General features: G+C 63.1%; 16 protein-coding genes. 7 read left to right on the forward strand and 9 right to left on the reverse strand.

Annotated elements, in window-relative coordinates; translation table 11 throughout:
- Positions 1–9: 9 nt before the first annotated feature.
- Entirely contained in the window at positions 10–1275 is a 1266-nt protein-coding gene (locus AC0L58_RS07015) for an MFS transporter (RefSeq protein ID WP_473688013.1), read from the forward strand.
- Between the two features lie 54 nt (positions 1276–1329).
- Here AC0L58_RS07015 and AC0L58_RS07020 read toward each other — a convergent pair whose 3' ends face one another.
- On the reverse strand, positions 1330–2595 hold the full coding sequence (locus tag AC0L58_RS07020; protein WP_473688015.1) for an alkaline phosphatase family protein: 1266 nt from the start codon (positions 2593–2595) through the stop codon (positions 1330–1332).
- A gap of 57 nt (positions 2596–2652) precedes the next feature.
- On the opposite strand from AC0L58_RS07020, the gene AC0L58_RS07025 reads away from it, so the two are divergent.
- On the forward strand, positions 2653–3045 hold the full coding sequence (locus tag AC0L58_RS07025) for a hypothetical protein (RefSeq protein WP_473688017.1): 393 nt from the start codon (positions 2653–2655) through the stop codon (positions 3043–3045).
- 17 nt (positions 3046–3062) lie between these two features.
- Here AC0L58_RS07025 and AC0L58_RS07030 read toward each other — a convergent pair whose 3' ends face one another.
- From AC0L58_RS07030 to AC0L58_RS07040, 3 genes are all read right to left on the reverse strand, one after another.
- On the reverse strand, positions 3063–3599 hold the full coding sequence (locus AC0L58_RS07030) for a methylated-DNA--[protein]-cysteine S-methyltransferase (protein WP_473688019.1): 537 nt from the start codon (positions 3597–3599) through the stop codon (positions 3063–3065).
- On the reverse strand, positions 3596–5107 hold the full coding sequence (locus AC0L58_RS07035) for a DNA-3-methyladenine glycosylase 2 family protein (protein WP_473688021.1): 1512 nt from the start codon (positions 5105–5107) through the stop codon (positions 3596–3598). The genes AC0L58_RS07030 and AC0L58_RS07035 overlap by 4 nt, the downstream gene beginning before the upstream one ends.
- Before the next feature lie 66 nt (positions 5108–5173).
- The gene (locus AC0L58_RS07040; RefSeq protein WP_473688023.1) at positions 5174–5707 is read right to left on the reverse strand and encodes a YybH family protein; all 534 of its coding nucleotides are present in this window, start codon (positions 5705–5707) and stop codon (positions 5174–5176) included.
- Between the two features lie 178 nt (positions 5708–5885).
- Here AC0L58_RS07040 and hutU point away from each other — a divergent pair, with 178 nt between their 5' ends.
- From hutU to AC0L58_RS07055, 3 genes are all read left to right on the forward strand, one after another.
- Entirely contained in the window at positions 5886–7559 is a 1674-nt protein-coding gene (hutU, locus tag AC0L58_RS07045; protein ID WP_473688624.1) for a urocanate hydratase, read from the forward strand.
- Positions 7560–7582: 23 nt separating this feature from the next.
- On the forward strand, positions 7583–8503 hold the full coding sequence (locus tag AC0L58_RS07050) for a restriction endonuclease (RefSeq protein WP_473688025.1): 921 nt from the start codon (positions 7583–7585) through the stop codon (positions 8501–8503).
- Positions 8504–8941: 438 nt separating this feature from the next.
- The gene (locus AC0L58_RS07055; RefSeq protein ID WP_473688028.1) at positions 8942–9823 is read left to right on the forward strand and encodes a pilin; all 882 of its coding nucleotides are present in this window, start codon (positions 8942–8944) and stop codon (positions 9821–9823) included.
- 375 nt (positions 9824–10198) lie between these two features.
- Here AC0L58_RS07055 and AC0L58_RS07060 read toward each other — a convergent pair whose 3' ends face one another.
- From AC0L58_RS07060 to AC0L58_RS07080, 5 genes are all read right to left on the reverse strand, one after another.
- On the reverse strand, positions 10199–11314 hold the full coding sequence (locus tag AC0L58_RS07060; protein WP_473688030.1) for a DUF1615 domain-containing protein: 1116 nt from the start codon (positions 11312–11314) through the stop codon (positions 10199–10201).
- Between the two features lie 100 nt (positions 11315–11414).
- Positions 11415–12302, reverse strand: coding sequence for a diguanylate cyclase domain-containing protein (locus tag AC0L58_RS07065; RefSeq protein WP_473688032.1), 888 nt, complete (start codon positions 12300–12302; stop codon positions 11415–11417).
- The gene (locus AC0L58_RS07070; protein ID WP_473688034.1) at positions 12299–12514 is read right to left on the reverse strand and encodes a hypothetical protein; all 216 of its coding nucleotides are present in this window, start codon (positions 12512–12514) and stop codon (positions 12299–12301) included. The genes AC0L58_RS07065 and AC0L58_RS07070 overlap by 4 nt, the downstream gene beginning before the upstream one ends.
- An 816-nt stretch (positions 12515–13330) precedes the next feature.
- Positions 13331–13717, reverse strand: coding sequence for a cupin domain-containing protein (locus AC0L58_RS07075; RefSeq protein ID WP_473688036.1), 387 nt, complete (start codon positions 13715–13717; stop codon positions 13331–13333).
- A gap of 13 nt (positions 13718–13730) precedes the next feature.
- The gene (locus AC0L58_RS07080) at positions 13731–13949 is read right to left on the reverse strand and encodes a tautomerase family protein (protein WP_473688038.1); all 219 of its coding nucleotides are present in this window, start codon (positions 13947–13949) and stop codon (positions 13731–13733) included.
- 160 nt (positions 13950–14109) lie between these two features.
- Here AC0L58_RS07080 and AC0L58_RS07085 point away from each other — a divergent pair, with 160 nt between their 5' ends.
- Both AC0L58_RS07085 and AC0L58_RS07090 read left to right on the forward strand, forming a co-directional pair.
- Positions 14110–15666, forward strand: coding sequence for a winged helix-turn-helix domain-containing tetratricopeptide repeat protein (locus AC0L58_RS07085; protein ID WP_473688040.1), 1557 nt, complete (start codon positions 14110–14112; stop codon positions 15664–15666).
- A 133-nt stretch (positions 15667–15799) separates the two neighbouring features.
- The gene (locus tag AC0L58_RS07090) at positions 15800–16816 is read left to right on the forward strand and encodes a CorA family divalent cation transporter (RefSeq protein WP_473688042.1); all 1017 of its coding nucleotides are present in this window, start codon (positions 15800–15802) and stop codon (positions 16814–16816) included.
- Positions 16817–16842 lie beyond the last annotated feature (26 nt).

Consider the following 16842-nt stretch of genomic DNA (forward strand, 5'->3'; position numbering starts at 1 on the left):
TAGTTGACCATGTCAGAACTGCACGACTCTGCGACGCCGTCCGTGGCCTTCATCCACCACGGCACCCCGGCATTCAAGCGTACCAACCTGGCGCTGTTCGCCGCCGGCTTTGCCACGTTCGGCCTGCTCTACTGCGTGCAGCCGTTGATGCCGGAGTTCAGTGACGACTACGGCGTGAGCGCGGCGGTCAGCGCGTTGTCGTTGTCGCTGACCACCGGCGTGCTGGCATTCGCCATGTTGTTCGCTGGTGCGCTTTCCGATGCGTGGGGACGCAAGCGGGTGATGGTCGCTTCGCTGCTCTCCTCCGCGGTGCTGGTGCTGCTTTCGGCGGTGATGCCGAGCTGGGGCGCGTTGCTGGTGGTACGCACGCTGCTCGGGTTGACCCTGAGCGGGCTGCCGGCGGTGGCGATGACCTACCTCAGTGAGGAGATGCACGTCGAATCAATCGGTCTCGGCATGGGGCTGTACATCAGCGGCAGCGCTGTCGGTGGCATGGGCGGGCGTCTGATCACCGGCGTGCTGACCGACTTCTTCGACTGGCGCGTGGGCGTGGCGGTAGTTGGCGTGATCGGCCTGCTGGCGGCATGGATCTTCTCGCGTTCGCTGCCGGCATCGCGGCATTTCGAGGCACAACCGCTGCGGTGGCGCATGGTGCTCGGCCGCTTCTCGGGCATGTTCCATGACCGCGGCCTGCCGTGGCTGTTCGTCGAGGGCTTCCTGCTGCTCGGTGCCTTCGTCACGGTTTACAACTATCTGGGCTATCGCCTGCTGGCGCCGCCGTACAACCTGAGCCAGGCAGTAGTCGGCTTGATCTTCGGCATCTACCTGGTGGGTACGTTCAGCTCGGCCTGGATGGGGCACTTGGCTGGCAAGCTGGGACGACGCAAGGTGTTGTGGACGGCGCTGGCACTGATGCTGGTCGGCGTGACGCTCACCATGCTGCAACCGCTGTGGCTCATCATGCTCGGCATCGTGGCGGTCACCTTCGGCTTCTTCGGTGGACATTCCATCGTCAGCAGCTGGGTCGGTCGGCGTGCTGGCGCGGCAAAGGCGCAGGCCGCCTCGGTCTACCTGTTCTGCTACTACATGGGCTCAAGCATCGCTGGCGCCAGCGGCGGCCTGTTCTATGCATCACATGGCTGGAACGGCGTGGCGCTGTTCGTGGGCGTGCTGGTGCTGGCGGGACTGCTGATCGCGCTGCGCCTGGTGCGCTTGCCACCCCTGGTCAATGTGGCGACACCACCCACGCCGATGAGTCGCGGGGCGATGCCTTAGTTCGGGATTGGGGATTGGGCATTCGGGATTCGGAGCAAGCCCGTTGGCTGAGGCTCAGCGGTAAGTCGGTTTCAGCATGCCTTTCACCGCGTCGTAGCTGCCGTCATTGACCGCGGCGGGGATGCCCAGCAGGTGGGTCATGAGCGGATAGACGTCGACGTTGGGGAAGGCCGGGACCACCGCCCCCTGGCGGAACACCGGGCCGTGTGCGATGAACAGCGCACGCATCTCCGGCGCGGCATTGTCGAAGCCATGGTCTCCCAGCAGTGCTTTTTCGCCATGCAACATCTGTTTGTGGCGACTCACGATCAGCCAGCCGACCTGGGCCGAACAGACCAGTTTGGGTACCCGGGGATTCTTTCCGTAGTGCAATCGGGCGGGGATCTGCGATTTCTTCCAGCAGGTCATGTGCGGGTGTGGCTTGAGCAGTGCTGCTTCCGCCTCGGCTTCGTAGCCGGGGTCCGGATTGAGGCTGGCCAGCGGGCCGGTTGCCACGACGTGGGCACGGCTGGGGTCGATCAGGTCGTCGAGCTGGATGCGCTGGTCAAGCGGTGTGGCTGCCATGCCGTGGTCGGCCAGCACGATAAGGTTGAGGTGGTTGTAAAGGCCGCGCTGGCGCAGCCCGGCCATCAGGCGGGCCAGTGCAGCGTCGACCTCGCGCATGGCCTCATTCACCTGCGGCGAATCGGGGCCGTAGTAATGGCCGGCGGTATCGACGCCCTCGAAATACAGGGTCAGGAAGGAGGGTCGCTGGCCCGGCGGCAAGTCCAGCCAGTGCAGCACCTGGTCGACTCGCGCGTCGTACGACATGTTGACGTCGTAGAGCTTCCAATGATCAGGTCGATAACCGTGAATGGCAGCCTCCGACCCCGGCCAGAACAAGGTGGCGGTCTTCAGGCCATGGCGGTCGGCGTCGACCCAGATCGGTTCGGCTTCTTCCCACCAGCGTCCGTCACCGACGGCCTTGCGGTCGCTGAGCGAAAAGCTGCCCAGCTTGGGATCGACCATCTTGTTGTCGACGATGCCATTGTTGTCCGGGTAGCGTCCGGTGACGATCGCATAGTGATTGGGGAAGGTCAGCGAGGGGAATGACGGCTGCATCCAGCGGGCACGCACTCCGCTGTCCGCCAGCATCTGCAGGGTCGGGTTGAGGCCGCGGTCGAGGTAGTTGGCGCGATAGCCGTCGATCGAGATCAGCAGCAGCGGCGTCGGATGACTTGTGCCAGCCGTGCCGCTTGCTGCGCTGATCGAGGGCTGGTGGGCGCAGCCCAGGCTGCTGGCGGCCAACGCGCAAAGCAGCAGGCGAAACAGGAATTTCATGTGGCGAGCCTCAGAATGGGTTCAACAATCCTCACATGATCGCGCAGAGTCATCGCCATGGCACGCATTCTCTTGTTCCGTCGCACAGTTCAACCGCTGCTGATCGGCGCACTTGTGCTCGCGCCGGTCGGCCTCGCTTGCGCCTGGCAAACGATTGCGCCCCCACCGGACACGCAGTTCCAGCAGGCGGTTCGCCAACAGCAGGTGACGGATCAACTGCAGAAGAGCCAGTTACAGCAGCAATTGCATCAATCCGTTTCCGACCAGGCCAAGCAGCCTGGCGCGAAAGATGCGGCTCTGCAGCGGCAACTGCAGCAGGCCGATCAGGCGCAGCAGCATCGGGATCGCGCGGCGCAGCAGGACCTTGTGGATCGCTATAGAGACCAGGTCAACGCGTTGCCACGGGTGATTCCGCAGGATGCGCCGGCCTCATCGCGCAGTGGGGGTTGACGACTGACTTCGCGTGATCAGCTCGCACCGCGCAGCGGCGCCGCAGGCGTGGTGAACAGATCATTTGCGGGCAGGGCATGCTCTAGCGTCAGCAGCCAACGTTTGATCGGAAGGCCGCCGCCAAACCCGGTGAGGCTGCCGTCCGCGCCGATCACTCGATGGCAGGGCACCACGATCGGCAACGGATTGCGACCGTTGGCGGCGCCGACGGCACGCATCGCCTGCGGTTTGCCGATGCGCCGTGCCAATTCGCCGTAGCTGATCGTCTTGCCATACGGAATGCGCCGCAGTTCCTCCCATACCGTCAACTGGAACGGCGTGCCAAGCGGATGCAGCGGCAGGTCGAAGTGTTGCCGCTCACCGGCGAAGTATTCGTCCAGTTGGGTTCGGGCAAACCGCAACGGCGCCTTGGCGCGAACCCAGCCGGGATCCGCCTGTTTCGGATGCCGTTCGTGCTCGAACCAGATCTCGCGCAGACCTGCGTCATCAGCCACCAGTCGCAGGGTGCCGACCGGGCTGTCCATCTCGTCGTAGTGAATGGTGTTCGATGTCATGCGTTTGCCTTTCGCTTGTCGCGGCGAGGTTTCGCCGGGGTGCTGGAACTGGCACGCCACAAATGCATCACCGCGTAGGCGCGCCACGGCCGCCACGCTTCGGCCAGTGCCGCGAGCGCCTTCGTGCTCAGCTCCGGTCCGTCACCCGCGGCGGCGCGACGCAGTATCAGGTCGGCGGCGGGAAAGGCATCGGGATGGCTCAGGGCGCGCATCGCCATGTAATGGGCCGTCCATTCGCCGATACCGGGCAGCGCCACCCAGCGCGCCACGAAATCATCCAGCGGTTGATCGGGGTGAAAGTCCGCGCGTCCGTCCAGCAGCGCCTGCGCGATGCCGCGGATCGTGGCGGCGCGCGCGGTGGTCACGCCGAGTTGCCGCAAGTCTGCGTTGACCAGTTGCGCCGGCGTGGGAAACAGCCGCTGCAACCCCTCTGGCAATGGCGTGTCCACTGCTGCGCCGTATTGCTGCACGATGCGCAGCGCCAGTGTGCGTGCGGCTGCCACGCTGACCTGCTGGCCGAGCACTGCGCGCACCGCGATCTCGAAGCCATCCCAGCCACCGGGCAGGCGCAGGCCGGGGTGTTTGCGCAGCATGGGTTTCAGGATCGTGCCGGCGCCGAGTGTGGCGGCGATCACGCGTGGATCGGCATCCAGGTCGAACATCCGCCGCAGACGCGTGACCAGTGGCAGCAACTGGGCCGGTGGCGCGCCGTGCAGTTCCAGCTTCAGTGCATGTTCGCCACCCGGCCATGCGCTCAGGCGCAACCATCCTGCTGCACCGGCCGGGCCGAACACGCGCATGTACGTGTGGTCATCGACCAGCTCGACGCCTGGCAGGGCGCGCGTGCGCAAGAACGTCAGGATCGCCTCGAAGTCGTACGGTGGGCGATAGCCCAGGCGCAATATCAGGCCGTTCCCGAGCGCGGCGCGTGGTTGCCGGCGCAACTCGCGTGGGGGCATCCGGTTTGCCTGCGCGAACGCGGCGTTGAAGCGGCGCAGGCTGGCGAATCCCGCGGCCAGCGCCACCTCGGTCACGGGCAGCGTGGTTTCGACCAGCAGCTGCTTGGCGAACAGCAGACGGCGCGTGGTGTGCACATGCAGCGGCGGTGCGCCGAGATGCGCCACAAACAGGCGCCGCAGCTGGCGCGCGCCCAAGCCGACGCGCGTGGCCAGCTGTTCCAGCGACTGTTCGGCCAGTTCCCCGGCTTCGATCAGCTTCAGCGCACGCGCCACCACGTGTTCACCGCGATGCCATACCGCGTTCCCCGGCGCCAGCTCGGGCCGGCAACGCAGGCACGGTCGGAAACCGGCTGCTTCCGCGGCAGCGGCGCTGGCGAAGTAGCGAAGGTTGGATGATTTCGGTGCCGGCGCCGGGCAGACCGGGCGGCAGTAGATCCGCGTGCTGGTGACGGCGGTGAAGAACAGCCCGTCGAAGCGTGCATCGCGGCTGAGCCGTGCCTGTTCGCAGACGGTGGGGGCGGGCAGGGTGGCGATAGGCGCTTCGGACATGGGTGGAGGCTAGCACCGCTTTCCTGGCCAGACTCGCCGTTTTCGGACATCGATGGGTGACGCTGCTCAGGCATCGTCGGCCGGGCAGTCCAGCTTGCGACCGGCTTCGAACGATGTCACTGCTGCCTCGTCCGCCGGCCTCGGTGCTTCGCCACCATCGAAGACCACCCGCCAGATACCATCGTTGCCGCGCAGCCAGGTAGTGGCGAATCGTCCGATCGCATAGCGCGTCTTTGCAGTCGCTGCCCGGTTCTCCAACAGGTAGGGTCCGCTGGACGTGGCCAGGGCACCGGTGGCGGCCACCACCACATGTTCGGGATACCAGCTCAACCGCACCGTCTCGCCCTCGATGATGCCGCTCCATGCCCGGGTGACCGCCGCGCGCCCCTGCGTCGGCTTGGCCGAGTTGGCGTCAAACACGGCATCTTTGACGAGGTGCGCAGCGAACGCGCTGCGGTCGTGTCGTTGCACGCTTTGCGCGAACGACAATTCGCGCTGCCAGACCTGGCAGACCGCCTTGGCGGAAGCATCTTGATGTGCGGGCACGCCGGGCGTGGCCGTCGCGAGAAGGAGCAGCAAAGGCAAGGCGAGGTGTTCCATGGGCCGACCCTCCACGTGGGGATTTGCGCAGAATCCGGCGATTCGTTTCCCGGCACCAGTGTCTTTCGTCCTGCCGGAATCAACGGCCTGGCCGGCCACATCAACCTCGCCGTATGCAGGCCGGTGGCCATCGCCTCGGCGCTATACTCAGGGAGGTCACTTTCAGGACTTCTATTCCATGAATGCACCCACCCGTATCGACACCACCCGCAGCATCCGCGCGCCGCGCGGCACCGAGCTGACCTGCAAGAGCTGGCTCAGCGAAGCGCCGTTCCGCATGATCCAGAACAACCTCGATCCGGAGGTGGCGGAGAACCCGGCCGAGCTGGTGGTGTACGGCGGCATCGGTCGCGCCGCACGCAATTGGGAATGCTTCGACGCGATCCTGAAATCGCTGCGCGAACTCAACGACGACGAGACCCTGCTGGTGCAATCCGGTAAGCCGGTCGGCGTGTTCCGTACCCATGTCGACGCGCCACGCGTGCTGATCGCCAACTCCAACCTGGTGCCGCACTGGGCGACCTGGGAACACTTCAACGAGCTCGATAAAAAGGGCTTGATGATGTATGGCCAGATGACCGCCGGCTCGTGGATCTACATCGGTTCGCAAGGCATCATCCAGGGCACCTACGAAACCTTCGTCGAAATGGGGCGCCAGCATTACGACGGGAATTTGAAGGGGCGCTGGATTCTCACCGCCGGCCTCGGTGGCATGGGCGCGGCGCAGCCGCTGGCCGCCAGCCTCGCCGGCGCATGCAGCCTCAACATCGAATGTCAGCAGAGCCGCATCGACTTCCGCCTGAAGACCCGCTACGTCGATGAGCAGGCCAGCGACCTCGATGACGCGCTAGCGCGGATCGTGAAATACACGAAGGCCGGCGAAGCGAAATCCATCGCGCTGCTCGGCAACGCCGCCGACATCCTGCCCGAGCTGGTCAAGCGCGGCGTCAAGCCTGACGCGGTCACGGACCAGACCAGCGCGCACGACCCGGTCAACGGCTACCTGCCGCAGGGCTGGACAGTGGAGCAGTGGTTCGAGCGGCGCAAGGCCGATCCGCTCGGCACCTCGCGCGCCGCCAAGCTGTCCATGAAGACCCACGTGGACGCGATGCTCGCCTTCCACGCGCAAGGCATCCCCACCTTCGACTACGGCAACAACATCCGCCAGATGGCCAAAGACGTCGGATGTGAAAACGCGTTCGCGTTTCCCGGCTTCGTGCCTGCCTACGTGCGTCCGCTGTTCTGCCGCGGCATCGGCCCGTTCCGCTGGGTCGCGCTGTCGGGCGATCCGGAAGACATCTACAAGACCGACGCCAAGGTCAAGGAACTCATCCCCGACGACAAACACCTGCACAACTGGCTGGACATGGCGAAAGAGCGCATCGCCTTCCAGGGGCTCCCCTCGCGCATCTGCTGGGTCGGGCTGGGCTTGCGCGACAAGCTGGGGCTGGCCTTCAACGAAATGGTGCGCAACGGTGAGCTGAAGGCGCCGGTGGTGATCGGGCGAGATCATCTGGATTCCGGCTCGGTGGCATCACCGAATCGCGAGACCGAGGCGATGAAGGATGGCTCCGATGCGGTGTCCGACTGGCCGTTGCTCAACGCGATGCTAAACGTCGCTGGTGGGGCGACGTGGGTTTCGCTGCATCATGGGGGTGGGGTGGGGATGGGGTATTCGCAGCATTCGGGGTTGGTGATTGTTTGTGATGGGACGAAGGAAGCGGATGAGAGGATTGCGCGGGTGTTGTGGAATGATCCGGGGACCGGGGTGATGCGGCATGCGGATGCGGGGTATGGGATTGCGGTGGAGTGCGCCACAGAGCAGGGGTTGAAGTTGCCGATGGTCTCGTAAGGTCTCAGGACAAGGAGCAAGATATGGCCGTGCCCAAATACGATTGGTGGTATCTGCCGCTGTTACGGCTGCTGAGCGATGGCCAGAAGCGGCGGATGTCCGAGGTATACGACGCGCTCGCTACGGAGGCGGGCCTGAGCGACAGCGATCTGAGCCAAATGCTGCCGAGCGGTACCGACCACACCTATCGCAACCGCATTGCATGGGCCCGCACCTTTCTTAAGAAGGCCGGTTTGGTGGAGTCACCGAAGTGGGGGATGGTTAGCATCACCGAGCGCGGAAAGACGGTGTTGCAGGAGAATCCGGCAAACCTCAACGACGCATGGTTGATGCGTTACCCCGAGTTTGCGGAGTGGGCTCGCCCATCCAAATCGGCTGCGACCCAGACGGCGGCCGACAGCAGTGCGCCTGAGGCAGAAGACGAGACGCCGCGTGAAACGCTTGAGCGAATGCACTCGCAGTTGCGGCGAGACCTCGCCGACGAATTGCTGGAGCGCGTGAAGCAGGTTAGCCCCGAATACTTCGAGCGGATCGTCGTGGATTTGATGCTAGCAATGGGTTACGGCGGCTCCCGTGTTGAGGCGGGACATACCGTCGGGCGGTCTGGCGATGGCGGCATTGATGGCGTGATTGACGAGGACCAGCTTGGCTTGGACAAGATCTACCTGCAGGCCAAGCGCTGGAAAGACAACGTCGGTCGCCCTCTGGTGCAGGCGTTTTCCGGCTCGCTGGAAGGCGAGCGTGCCAACAAGGGTGTGTTTATCACGACCTCCGCCTTCACTGCGGAGGCTCGTGACTACGTTGGCAAAATCAGCAAGAAGATCGTGTTGATCGATGGCCTAAAGCTAGCCGAGTTGATGATCCGCCACGACGTAGGCGTAAGCCAGGAGGCTACCTACACAGTCAAACGCATCGATAGCGACTACTTCGATCCCGATGCGTGAGTTTGGAGGCGAATTCATTTCTGGACTAAAGGGGACGGATCAAAGGGGACGTGGCAAACTAATTTCGTCGACTACGTTGGCCGGCGATGCCAATGCGTTGCGCTTAATTCGCGACGTCCCCTTGTTCGGGCGGCGGCTTGAGGAGGTACCGTTGTTCAAAAGTCGACTCTGACCCCTGTTTTGCTGTCGCTTCGACGGCGTGCAGCAACACACGGCTGCGCACTGCGTGCATCGAGTCGAGTGCGCCGCTCAAACACTTTTGCAATACTTCGGTGGCACGTATGGTGTGGTCTCCTCTGGCTTCGTAACCTGTGAGGAATGACCGCATCATGCGTGCACCGTTCAATCACGGCGCGTGTAAGTTATTGATTGAGCGGAATGATTCGTGGGGAAACTTCAGACTCTGACCCCTGTTTTGGCACGGAATGGAGTTTTGACATGGAAGATCTGGTTCGTCTCGCGGATACCAACGGTTTTCTCTACGCCACGGCAATCGTGTTCACCTTCTGGGTGATCCTGTGGCTCGTGTGGGCCCGCTTTTTCCAAGAGAACGTCATTTTCCACAAGGTGTGCCAATTCGTTCTGGCAGGTGTTTTGCTGATGCTTTTCTTCGCGTTCTATGCATCTGCGGTGGCGGGTGGCCTGGATGGTCGGGTTTGTGCAGCGGGCCGGTTTTCGGCTCGTGTGATCTGTTACACGCATGATGAAAGCTCCTTGTTGTTCTGGGCTCTTGTCACGTGGCTCATGACCTTCTTTGTACTGCTCATGCTCATTACGCTGGCGTTCCTGGTGCAGTTGGTGGCGCCTCGCGGCCAACGAGCCATCACAACGGACGGAGGCCAGCGCAGGTTCGTGAGCGCGGGTGAGTGGCGGCCCGGCGGTGCAGCGAAGGGATGGACGGCGTGGCAAGCACTGCTGCTGGTCTGGGGCGTGATCGTGATTTCGAATCTGGCGTGGATCGGGAATTCACTTCGCCAAGTCAGCGTTGCAAGAAAGCAGGTAACTGAAGCGTTGGCTTCTGTTGCCCACGAGAAATCTGTGGTTGAAGACTATCTGCGGGGGCACGGCGGGTTGCCTGAAAACAACGAAGCGGCAGGGTTGTTGTCTCCCGTGGAGCTCCACAGCCAGTATTTCAGTGAGATAGGGATTTCCAAGGGTAGTGTCCTGATGAAGTTCGATGAAACGTCAGTCGACGAGCATCTTGCTGGTCGCGTCTTGACGCTGATCGCGTTGCGGCGCGGAACCACGGTGTCATGGCTGTGTGCAACCCCGGATATTGACGACAAATTTCTTCCCGACAGTTGCCGGTCTGGACTGTAGATTTCGAACCAAGTGGTCAGGGTCGGTCAGAGGGTCCCTTTTCCGATGAAAGCGGTGTTGGAAACATGAGTCAGGTTTGAACTTCACCTGCTTGCGCTGTCGATACTCGTGAAAGCGAGGGTCAAGAAGCCTTCGATGGTCCGGCGAAGGCGGGGACACTGGGTTCCTGCTTTCGCAGGAATGACGGAACAGCGGGACCTTGGGGCCAGACAAGTGCCCTTCGGATCTAGTTCACTGCTTCGGGTTTGGTGCGCGAATCTGGCTCCGTTGGGTGTGCTGGAGAAGCGCGTTGTTGAGCCGTTTTTTCAGCGCGACTGCTGGTCGACGAAACCAGGCTGAAGCCGAGTGGCCTTGTGTTCACCGTACTTGTGTGACTCACCGCTTCATGCAGCGGCGATAACGCGCATCCACGCGTTTCGCAAACCACGCCGTGGTCAGTTTGCGCGTGATCTTGGGGCTGTCCAGCTGGATGCCGGGGATCATGGCGCGAGGCAGATGCTTGCCCGTGCGGGCGTCGGCGAGGGCATGGATGCGCGCATAGAGGGCGGTGTCGTCGAAGTCCAGGCGGTTGCTGCGCTGGAGTGCCTTTCGGATGGCGCGAGCGTTCATGCCAAGGTCGCTGCGCAGGCTCCTCACGGCACGTTCGGTTTCGCCGGGGCGGTCCAGCGGTGCACCGGGGTTGAGCAGATCCCCGTCCAGCGCCAGCGGGATGCCGGTGGCAGCGCTCACGGCGTTCTGGAACGCCGCGTTGCGACTCGCGTACTGGCCGGCGTTGTAGTCAGCGAAACGGAATACCTTGCGCGTGTATGGAGTCTGATAGCCAAGCAGGTGCATGATGCCGAAGTACAGTCCGCCGCGACGGGTGAACACCTCGTCGCGGATGCTGTTTTCGACGGGGTATGGGTAGTCGTCCGCGCGTGCTTCGGCAAACGCGATGTTGACCTGCATCGGGCCACCGGTCTGCACCGGGTTGAAGTCCGAGAACAGACGCCTGCCCAAGGGCACGCTGGCGACCAGGTCCTCGTAGATGCTGCTCAGTTCGCGTTCGGTGCGCGCGTGCTGCAGACGGTCGCTGTACGAACGGCCGTCCGGTGAATGGATCTTCAGTGCTGTATCGACCAGCAGCTGCGGGATGTGATGCGCAGCCGCACGACGATGGATCTCCTCGCGCGCAATGCGTGGCAGGTCGGGGACGCTCGGGTCAGCCTGGAAGCCGGATTCCTGCGCCGTCACCGCCAGCACGGCGCAGATGTTCTCGGGATTCGGGTTGATGTGCTGCGTCGCGAATGCCGTCTGGATGTCGCTGGCCCAGCCGGTGCGATCCGGCGCGTCGGCAGGCAAGCGCTGCACGATCTCCGCTCGCACTTGCGTCGGTGATGGCCAGGACGCCTGTTGATCGGGGGCCGTGGCGCACCCGACGAGCAACAGGGTCAGGCACCACGCGGCGGCCCTGCGCAGGCGGGAGTCAAGTGTCGATACCAGGTGCGCCATGCCTGCAGGATACCGAACGCCCGGGGGTCATGGTGGATGCCAGGTTTGCTCGCGGATCTCTTGCGGGGGCAACCAACCTTGTTCGAAGCGACCGGTTGCGTCAGTCGACGATATCCTGCCCGGACTTGTCCACCGTGCGCAGCGATCGCTGGCGCTTGACCACATACATGGCCTCGTCGGCACGTGTCAGTAGGGTATCGGCGTCGGTACCGTCGGCGGGAAAGCAGGCAATGCCGATGCTGGCATCCAGCTGAAACAGGCCGTCGGAGAGTTTGAAGGGCCTGGCGAGCCGGGCGCGCAATCCATCGGCTACGCATTGCGCGGCATCGGCGTCGCGGCAGCCCGGCAGCAGCGCGACAAACTCGTCGCCGCCGACGCGGGCGACCATGTCGCCCAGACGAATGCCCTGCTGCAGACGCACGGCGACTTCGCGCAACAGGAGGTCGCCAGCATCGTGACCACCGCGATCGTTGACGAACTTGAAGCCGTCGAGATCCAGATAGAGCAGGGCCACGCTGCTGTCGGTCTGGGTGGCGCGGTCGATCGCGGTTTGCAGTTCGACACGCAGGCGGTCGCGGTTGGCCAGCCCGGTCAACGAATCGTGATTGGCGCGGTGTTCCAGCTGACGCTCGAGGCGGCGCAGCTCGGTCACTTCCCGGCCGACGCCGATGCGCACGCGATGCTCGGGTAGCCAACGGGCCGACCATTGGATGTCCACGTTGTGGCCATCTTTGTGGATGTAGCGGTTGCGGAAATGGAACTGCAGCTTGCCAGCCATGACCGCTTCGGCCTGTTTGACAGTGGCCGCACGATCGTCGGGGTGAACCAGGGTGAAGATTTGCCGGCCAAGTACCTCTTCGGAGGTGTAGCCGAAGATGCGCTGGAAACTCGCATTGACGAACAAGAAGTATCCGTCGGCATCAACGACGCAGACTGCATCAGGCATCAGGTCGAGCACGTCGGCAAGCGGTGGTAACGTCGGGGTCATTTATTTGCAGTAGTCGTGGTTTTGTCGCGTTCTCTGGCAGTGACACCGCGATCGGAGCCAGGCGCTTCTCGAACGCTATCAGAATCGCCTGGTGTCGGGGTGAAGGCTTTATTCGCAGCAACATGGCATCGCTTGATCGATTCAAGTCGAGGCGTGATTGCGATTTTCTCCTCGATGGTGGTAATGGCGGTGCTCAGCGCAAGTTCCAGCATGACTTCGCGATTCCTGTTGTTTCGTTCGTGCCCTCGCGTGGAAACTCGAATGCCGACTTTGGCGGGTGCCATTGAATGGGTACGAGCAAGCGGCGTGCCAGCACTTGATCGGTCGCGGATGGCGGGTTCGCAAGCGTTGCGTCGAAGAGCGCGGGCGCGTCGCATTTGCGTCGATCGAAAATTCGGCGCATTGCACGCCGCGGTGCGGAGCGGCTATGTCCGCGGGGGATAGGAGTGCGTCAGTTGCACGGCTTCTCGTGGCACCCGTGCCGTCTTCAGCGTCCGGTTCCAATTTGAAAGGCCGGCCGGTGAGCGCGGATTTCCTTCGTGTGGCGTTCGTGGGGTCCGCCGGCCTCGCGGACGATCTTTCGATCTGACACCACATCGACGAGGGCGAGGTCAGATAATGACGCTGGGGGTCACACTCCGCAGCTTCTTTTGTCGTCTCGGGAGCGCTCGGGAGGGGTTGAGCAATAGGCACGAGTGGTTTGCGGCGATGTGCAACCACAAGTCTGGCGGCGCGGCGGCAAGGCCTTTTCGAATGTTGCTCAGAGCAGCTGCTGGCTGGCCGACGAGAGTGACCTCGCGCGAGAATGCATCGAAAAGTCGGGTCCTCGCTTCAACGTCACACACATCAGATGCATGAGCGAGTATCTGCTCATGTGGATTGCATCGGATCTCGACGACGCGCAGGTCCGCCCGCATGCCTCGATACGGGATGCAGCCGCGGCAACTTCGGAACAGACGATTCAAAGGCCAGGCGGTCGCGGACTCGAACCGGGAAGTCGAGCTGCGTCAGCTGGCGCCATCCATTGATCAGCCGGCCATGGTTCTCAGCATGTGCTCGATGACTTCACCATGCTCGCGCTGTGGACTGAACATGATGAGCTCGGCGTCGTGGCTGACGCTGACGGTGTGTCCCGGTGGCCAGTAGAACAATTCGCCGCTGGCGAGTTGTTCGGACCGGCCACCGGCATAGGTGACTGTCAGCTCGCCTTGCAGTACGTAGCCCCAATGCGGGCATTGGCAAAGATCATGTTTCAGTCCATGAAGCAGGGGCGCGATATCGGTGCCGGCGGCGAGTGAAAAGTACTCACCGCTGATCGTGCCGTATCCAGCGGCATCGCCAAAGTCCCGTTGCTGGCGAGCGACGGCACCGGGAGCCTTCATTCTGACGGGCATGTCCTGCTTGGCGATTTGCATCGTGATTCGGCTCCTAGGCCGTCCTGGCTGCAGCGAGCGCCAGTACGTCGGATGCCTGCAGCGGCTTGCCGCCGATGGCCCAGTCGCCGCCTGCGAACTCGTTGATGCGGACCCAGGTGGCGCCGCGCAGGTTTTCGCCCTCCACCGCGACCATGGCATCGGTGACGCGGGTGATGATTTCCTGCTTCTGCTTCGGGGTGAAGACGTCCTTGATGACGTCGATGGTGACCATGGGCATGTCGGTACTCCTTTGCGAGTTCAACGGCAGTCCCGGGTCGCCCCGTCGCCGTCGAATCAAGTGAAGCACGCCCCAGGCGCGCATGCTTGCAGATTCCATGGAGAATGGCTGCAGATTCACGGAAGATTTCGCCGCCGCTGTTCTATGCTTGCGCATGATCTACCAATTCGGTTTGTTCGAGCTGGATCTGGCGAAGTTCGAATTGCGCGCCAGTGGCGAAGTTCGCCTCGTGGAACCCCAGGTGTTCGCCTTGCTCGCTTTGCTGATAGAGAGCCGCGAACGGGTGGTCTCCCGGGACGAGATCCTGGAAAAGGTGTGGGATGGCCGATTGGTCTCGGACGCGGCAATTGCCAGCCGAATCAAGTCCGCACGCCAGGCGCTCGGCGACGACGGCAAGACGCAGTCTTTCATCAAGACCGTTCATGGCCAGGGCTTCCGCTTCGTGGCGGAGGCGCGTGTCGTCGGATCGGGTGCCGTGGAACTCGCGGGCACCACGCAGACAGGCAATCCTCCGGTCGCGGGCAGTTCGCGGCCGTCAATCGCGGTGTTGCCATTTCGCTTGCTCGGTGCCGCCGGGCCGTATGCGACGATCGCCGATGCCCTGCCGCACGAGTTGATCACCGAACTGGCGCGCCTGCGCTGGTTGTTTGTCACTGCCCGCGAGTCGTCGTTTCGACTGCGCGGGTCACAAGGTGAAGCCGGTGAGATTGGCCGCCTGCTCAACGTGCGCTATTACCTTGCGGGCACCGTCGAGATGGCCGGCAGCACGCTGGCCGTGACGGTCGAACTGATCGATACCCGCGACGGTGGAGTCGTCTGGGCCGAGCATTTTGCTGGCGCGATCGACGATGTCCATCGGTTGCGTGCAGACATCCGCGCACAGACCCTGTCGGCGCTGGATATCCGGATTCCGCTGCACGAGGCGGCATTGGCGCGTCTGTCGGTAAGCGAAAACCTCGATGCCTGGTCGGCCTACCATCTGGGCCTGCAGCACATGTACCGGTTCAACCGCGCGGACAACGCGGTGGCGAATTCGTTGTTCCAGCGATCGATCGCCCTGGATCCCGGTTTCGCGCGCGCCCATGCAGGCCTGTCGTTCGTGCACTTCCAGACAGCCTTCATGCACCACTCTGATGATCTCGCTGGCGAAATCGCGCTATCGCGGCGCTTCGCGGCTCGTGGTCTCGAGCTTGATCCGGTCGATCCTTTCGTGAACTTCGCGATGGGACGCAGCTTCTGGTTGGAAGGCGACCTGGAGAGCAGCCTTGCGTGGCTTGAACGCGCCACCACCATCAGTCCGAATTATGCGCAGGGAATCTATGCCCAGGCCTGGACGGAAGTGCTGGCGCATCGTGGCGCGGAGGCTCGCCGCCACGTGGACCTGGCGATGCGGTTGAGTCCACTCGATCCGCTGCACTACGCGATGCTGGGTACCCGCGCCTTCACCCACATGATGCTGGGCGAGGACGCGGAAGCTGCCGACTGGGCCGAGCGCGCGGCATGCTCGCCCGGTGCCCATGTGTTTCTGGCGATGATCGCCGTGGCGGCTCATGCATTGGCTGGCGACGCGATCCGTGCCGCGGCCTGGGCTGCCAACGTGCGCGAACGCAGCCCCAGGCTGGACAGGGAGGATTTCTTCCGCGCGTTTCCGATGCAATCGGCAGCGACCAGGGCCCGCGTCTCCGAGGCGCTTGCGCGTTTCGGGTTCTGAATCGCAACTGATCAAGGGTCCACCTTCGCGCGGCGGCGTCCCCTTGGCTCCGTCCGGGCAGCCTGGCGCCGCAGAATTGAACGCTGCTTTCGACGGGCCGTGATGACGCCGGCTGCACTTCGGCTCTGCTTTCATGCCTTGCCGATTTTCCCCTGTTTTCAGATGCCGCTTGCCGGCAAAGGCCATGCACATGCTCAGGATCCATCGCTACGACAAGCAAACCTCAAGTATCTGGACGGAAGGCGAACCGCTGCCCGATGGCGTGGCGTGGTTCGATCTGGTGGATCCGGACGCGGCCGAGCAGGCGGTTGTCGAATCGCTGACGGGCGCATCGTTGCCTGAGCGCGAAGAAATCAATGGCCTCGGTCTCTCCAGCGGCCGCTGGGACGACGGACAGGTGATGTCATTGCATGTCCATCTCTATGCGGATCATCCGCATGGCGCGTCGGAGCCTCTTGGCGTGTTGGTGATGGAGGAGCAGCTGGTGACGCTTCGCTATCAGTCGTCACGGGCCTTCGACCAGGCCCTTGCCGGATTGTGGGAAGGCACGGACCCATTCAATGGCCCGCGTCTGATGGTGACCTTGCTTGACGCCATTGCCAATGATGTTGCGGATCAGATGCAGCGCATTGCCGGAGATGTGGCGCGCTTGTCGGATGACGTGTTTGTTGCAGCCAACGAACGTACCCGCGAGTTGCGAAAGAAGCTGGTTCGCATCGGTCAATTGGAAGGGCGGCTGGCGCGATACCGCACCTCGTTGCTGGGGCTGGGGCGGGTCGTGGGGTTCGTGCAGCATCGGGCGCCCGACTGGATGGATGACCAATCCACGGCTTGTGTGAAAGTGCTGGCGAGCGATCTGGACGTGCTGGACGAGTTCGACGACCAGCTGACCGGCAAGCTGCAATTTCTGCAGGATGGCGTGCTGGGCTTCATCAACACCGATCAGAACGCGGTCATGAAGCTGCTGACCGTGGCGTCGGTGGTGACGATCCCGCCAGTGATCCTGGCCGGCATCTGGGGCATGAATTTCAAGCACATGCCGGAGTTGGACAAAGTCTGGGGCTATCCCATGGCGCTGGCTGCGCTTCTCGTCAGCATGGCTTTGCCGTTGGTCTGGTTTGGCATTCGTGGCTGGTTGTCTCGGGACTGAGTGCTTCGTCCCGCCCGCCGCCCGGT

This window comes from Rhodanobacter sp. G2-10, from assembly GCF_055809185.1.

Excerpts from the sequence above, each read along its gene's own strand:
- AC0L58_RS07085 (WP_473688040.1), top strand. The coding sequence starts at position 14,110 with ATGATCTACCAATTCGGTTTGTTCGAGCTGGATCTGGCGAAGTTCGAA.
- AC0L58_RS07065 (WP_473688032.1), bottom strand. The coding sequence starts at position 12,302 with ATGACCCCGACGTTACCACCGCTTGCCGACGTGCTCGACCTGATGCCT.
- AC0L58_RS07030 (WP_473688019.1), bottom strand. The coding sequence starts at position 3,599 with ATGACATCGAACACCATTCACTACGACGAGATGGACAGCCCGGTCGGC.
- AC0L58_RS07015 (WP_473688013.1), top strand. The coding sequence starts at position 10 with ATGTCAGAACTGCACGACTCTGCGACGCCGTCCGTGGCCTTCATCCAC.
- AC0L58_RS07080 (WP_473688038.1), bottom strand. The coding sequence starts at position 13,949 with ATGGTCACCATCGACGTCATCAAGGACGTCTTCACCCCGAAGCAGAAG.
- AC0L58_RS07020 (WP_473688015.1), bottom strand. The coding sequence starts at position 2,595 with ATGAAATTCCTGTTTCGCCTGCTGCTTTGCGCGTTGGCCGCCAGCAGC.
- AC0L58_RS07055 (WP_473688028.1), top strand. The coding sequence starts at position 8,942 with ATGGAAGATCTGGTTCGTCTCGCGGATACCAACGGTTTTCTCTACGCC.
- AC0L58_RS07035 (WP_473688021.1), bottom strand. The coding sequence starts at position 5,107 with ATGTCCGAAGCGCCTATCGCCACCCTGCCCGCCCCCACCGTCTGCGAA.
- AC0L58_RS07040 (WP_473688023.1), bottom strand. The coding sequence starts at position 5,707 with ATGGAACACCTCGCCTTGCCTTTGCTGCTCCTTCTCGCGACGGCCACG.
- AC0L58_RS07070 (WP_473688034.1), bottom strand. The coding sequence starts at position 12,514 with ATGCTGGAACTTGCGCTGAGCACCGCCATTACCACCATCGAGGAGAAA.
- hutU (WP_473688624.1), top strand. The coding sequence starts at position 5,886 with ATGAATGCACCCACCCGTATCGACACCACCCGCAGCATCCGCGCGCCG.
- AC0L58_RS07075 (WP_473688036.1), bottom strand. The coding sequence starts at position 13,717 with ATGCAAATCGCCAAGCAGGACATGCCCGTCAGAATGAAGGCTCCCGGT.
- AC0L58_RS07050 (WP_473688025.1), top strand. The coding sequence starts at position 7,583 with ATGGCCGTGCCCAAATACGATTGGTGGTATCTGCCGCTGTTACGGCTG.
- AC0L58_RS07090 (WP_473688042.1), top strand. The coding sequence starts at position 15,800 with ATGCCTTGCCGATTTTCCCCTGTTTTCAGATGCCGCTTGCCGGCAAAG.
- AC0L58_RS07060 (WP_473688030.1), bottom strand. The coding sequence starts at position 11,314 with ATGGCGCACCTGGTATCGACACTTGACTCCCGCCTGCGCAGGGCCGCC.
- AC0L58_RS07025 (WP_473688017.1), top strand. The coding sequence starts at position 2,653 with ATGGCACGCATTCTCTTGTTCCGTCGCACAGTTCAACCGCTGCTGATC.